This window comes from Acinetobacter gerneri DSM 14967 = CIP 107464 = MTCC 9824, assembly GCF_000368565.1.
Taxonomy (GTDB): Bacteria; Pseudomonadota; Gammaproteobacteria; order Pseudomonadales; family Moraxellaceae; genus Acinetobacter; species Acinetobacter gerneri.
Genome location: NZ_KB849547.1, coordinates 6194 through 8888, shown reverse-complemented (window position 1 = coordinate 8888; position 2695 = coordinate 6194). Strand labels below are relative to the sequence as shown.

The window sequence follows — 2695 nt, the reverse complement described above, 5'->3', positions numbered from 1 at the left end:
GAAATTGTCTGTATCTATCCCCCGATGAAGCTCTTATGATCGATCTATATGGACAGGATGTTCAATGACTTAAAACAACAATAATAATCAGTCAGACACCATGACCATCAGGTAGTCAGCCCTACCTATGCGCTCCATACTGAAAAATCCCGACATGACGTCGGGATTTTTTATTGCCATTTGCAAAGTCATTCAATCAGATTTAATATATAGACTGTAATCTATATTGTGATTGTAATATGTGGACAGTCATTACAACGGATCTGTTTAATGAATGGCTTGAACAGCAAGATGAAGCAACACAAGAGAAAGTCTTAGCTGCATTGGTTGTTCTACAACAGCAAGGGCCTAGTTTAGGTCGTCCTTTAGTAGATACCGTCTACGATTCTAAATTTACCAATATGAAGGAACTACGTGTTCAGCATCGTGGTAAACCGTTAAGGGCATTTTTTGCATTCGATCCCCTAAGACAAGCGATTGTGCTGTGTATTGGTGATAAGAGTAATAAAAAGCGTTTTTATACAGAGATGCTAGCAATTGCAGATGAGCAATACGCACTTCATCTCTCAACTTTAGGAGATCAATCTAATGGCTAAGAGCTTACAAGAATTATTGGCTAGTCGCTCTCCAGAGAGTCAAGCTCGTATTCAAAAAATGGCTGATGAATTACTTTTAGAAAGTCAGCTTCACCTTATCCGAGAAGAGTTAGAAATTTCCCAGAAAGAACTAGCTGCAACCCTTGGAATTAAACAGCCGTCATTATCAGCAATCGAAAATCGTGGTCATGATCTTAAAATTTCAACGATGAAAAAGTATGTTGAAGCAATGGGTGGAAAACTTCGTATTGATGTAGAGCTTCCAACAGGAAAACACATAGGGTTCAATGTCTAATAATAAACCTTTGAAAAATAGTACTAAATTACTTGTTAACTTAGACAAGTTTATATTTTTAGTCAATGCTGCCGATAGCCTAGAAGAAATTGAAATTATTAGAGATTTATGCTGTGAATATTTTTCACATTGTAAGAGGCCAAGCTATTACATTGATATTTTTGACAATGCTTATTGGATAAAATATTACGAAATAGCTTAATCCTTCTAGATTCGCATAAGAGTTTCTATGTTAAATAGGACTAAAAATATACTCTAATTTTAGAGTTTTCTTTTAGGTATGATGTAAAAACATACAAGCCTAAGAGTTTAATTTAAAGGTTAAGAATTGAATAAATTAGTAAATATTTTTATGGCTTTAGGAGTTTGCCTTTCAATGGAAACATTTGCAGAACCTGTTTTTTCTAATGATTTATTAGCGAAAGCAGAAAGTGGAGATACTTCTGCCCAGTTAGAATTAGCTGAGATTTATCTATATGGTCATGGTGTTGATTCAGATGAAAATCAAGCTGAAATTTGGGCTATTAAATCAGCTGAAAATGGAAATGTAGCAGCAATGTTTTGGTTAGCTGATGGATATGTTACCTATGCTAGATTAATAGAGGATGATGACAAAAACGATTCTTTAGAACATTTCCAAAAAGCTTTTAAGTGGTTTCAGAAAGCTTCAGAAAATGGTCATTCTGAATCAATGGTTGAGTTAGCTGACCTATATACTCGCGCAGATAGCGGAATAGAAGTTAATATTAAGAAAGCTTTAGAACTTCGTGAAAAGGCTGCAAAGTTAGGTAATAAGAAAGCAATGCGAAGTCTTTCCGTTATGTATCGTGATGGTATAGGCATTCCTAAAAATACTGATTTAGCTCAAAGTTGGTGGGATAAGTCTGAAAATTAATTTTAGTAAAAGTTAAGGATTTTTTAAGAGTCTAATAAATGAATAGTGTTCATGAAATTATAGAAAAAATACATAATGAATGGGAGATTGAACCTAAGAAAGCTATTCAGAGAGGTATGGAATGTCCCTTTCCTTTGCAGTGTTCATTAAACCTAAAAAGCAAAATTTACCCACAAATACCCCAAGTACTTTTACCAAAAGTATTAGAGAATTTTTATACAGTATCTAATGGTGCAGATCTATTTAAAGATCAAGAATACGGACAATGGGGCTTAAAATTATATTCTATTGAGGAAGTAATTTTTGCTTCAAAAATTTATAAAAGTAATCGTAATAATGACGCTCTTCAAAGTGACTTAATTATTGGAGAATTCTATGGAGATTCAGACTTATTGTTAGTTCGATGTGATCCTAATAGTGATGATTACGGCTCTATTTTTGTTGTCTTACCTATAGATCAAAGACAAGATTGGTACATTGTTGCTAATACTTTTCAAGAATTCATTAGTAAATTTTATGAAACTCAGGGTGATAAATTCTGGGAACCTTAAAATTATATGGCCGATATAAGCTCTATTTAACTTATGTTCACCTAAAATTTATTTAATTATCACAAAAATAGTATCATTTTTTTGAATTTCATATAACGCCCATTATGTTAAATAAAAAACAAAGGAAAATAATTGACCTATATTTAATTGTGTGCAATTATATTTTACACAATATAATATTAAGCAAGGTAATATACATGAGTACTCTCTATTCAACTCAAGTCAAAGCAGTCGGTGGACGTTCGGGAACGATTCGTAGTGAAGATGGTATCTTAGAACTAAAATTGGCTTTGCCAAAAGAATTAGGTGGTAAAGGTGATGCAACGAATCCTGAACAATTATTTGCAGCTGGCTATGC

The 2695-nt window shown here is 33.2% G+C and carries 6 protein-coding genes; all 6 read left to right on the top strand.

All coding sequences use genetic code 11. The annotated features are described in order from the left end of the window. Window positions 1-239: 239 nt before the first annotated feature. Entirely contained in the window at window positions 240-596 is a 357-nt protein-coding gene (locus F960_RS17825) for a type II toxin-antitoxin system RelE/ParE family toxin (RefSeq protein ID WP_000269904.1), read from the top strand. Continuing rightward, window positions 589-891 (top strand): helix-turn-helix domain-containing protein, encoded by a 303-nt coding sequence (locus F960_RS17820; protein ID WP_001129974.1) that lies wholly within the window; start codon window positions 589-591, stop codon window positions 889-891. The genes F960_RS17825 and F960_RS17820 overlap by 8 nt, the downstream gene beginning before the upstream one ends. Then, window positions 884-1093 carry a hypothetical protein gene (locus F960_RS17815; protein ID WP_000069474.1) on the top strand — a complete coding sequence of 70 codons (210 nt, stop codon included), beginning with the start codon at window positions 884-886 and terminating at the stop codon, window positions 1091-1093. Before F960_RS17820 ends, F960_RS17815 begins: the two co-directional genes overlap by 8 nt. Before the next feature lie 174 nt (window positions 1094-1267). Then, window positions 1268-1786, top strand: a complete 519-nt coding sequence (locus F960_RS17810) for a tetratricopeptide repeat protein (RefSeq protein WP_000447196.1) — start codon at window positions 1268-1270, stop codon at window positions 1784-1786. 38 nt (window positions 1787-1824) lie between these two features. After that, window positions 1825-2337 carry an SMI1/KNR4 family protein gene (locus tag F960_RS17805; protein WP_001089573.1) on the top strand — a complete coding sequence of 171 codons (513 nt, stop codon included), beginning with the start codon at window positions 1825-1827 and terminating at the stop codon, window positions 2335-2337. A gap of 197 nt (window positions 2338-2534) precedes the next feature. Next, a partial coding sequence (locus tag F960_RS17800; RefSeq protein WP_004868814.1) for an OsmC family protein occupies window positions 2535-2695 on the top strand: 161 nt, incomplete at its 3' end.

Bases quoted from the DNA above. Each gene is read 5' to 3' on its own strand.
- F960_RS17825 (WP_000269904.1), top strand. From the start codon at position 240: ATGTGGACAGTCATTACAACGGATCTGTTTAATGAATGGCTTGAACAG.
- F960_RS17820 (WP_001129974.1), top strand. From the start codon at position 589: ATGGCTAAGAGCTTACAAGAATTATTGGCTAGTCGCTCTCCAGAGAGT.
- F960_RS17815 (WP_000069474.1), top strand. From the start codon at position 884: ATGTCTAATAATAAACCTTTGAAAAATAGTACTAAATTACTTGTTAAC.
- F960_RS17810 (WP_000447196.1), top strand. From the start codon at position 1,268: ATGGAAACATTTGCAGAACCTGTTTTTTCTAATGATTTATTAGCGAAA.
- F960_RS17805 (WP_001089573.1), top strand. From the start codon at position 1,825: ATGAATAGTGTTCATGAAATTATAGAAAAAATACATAATGAATGGGAG.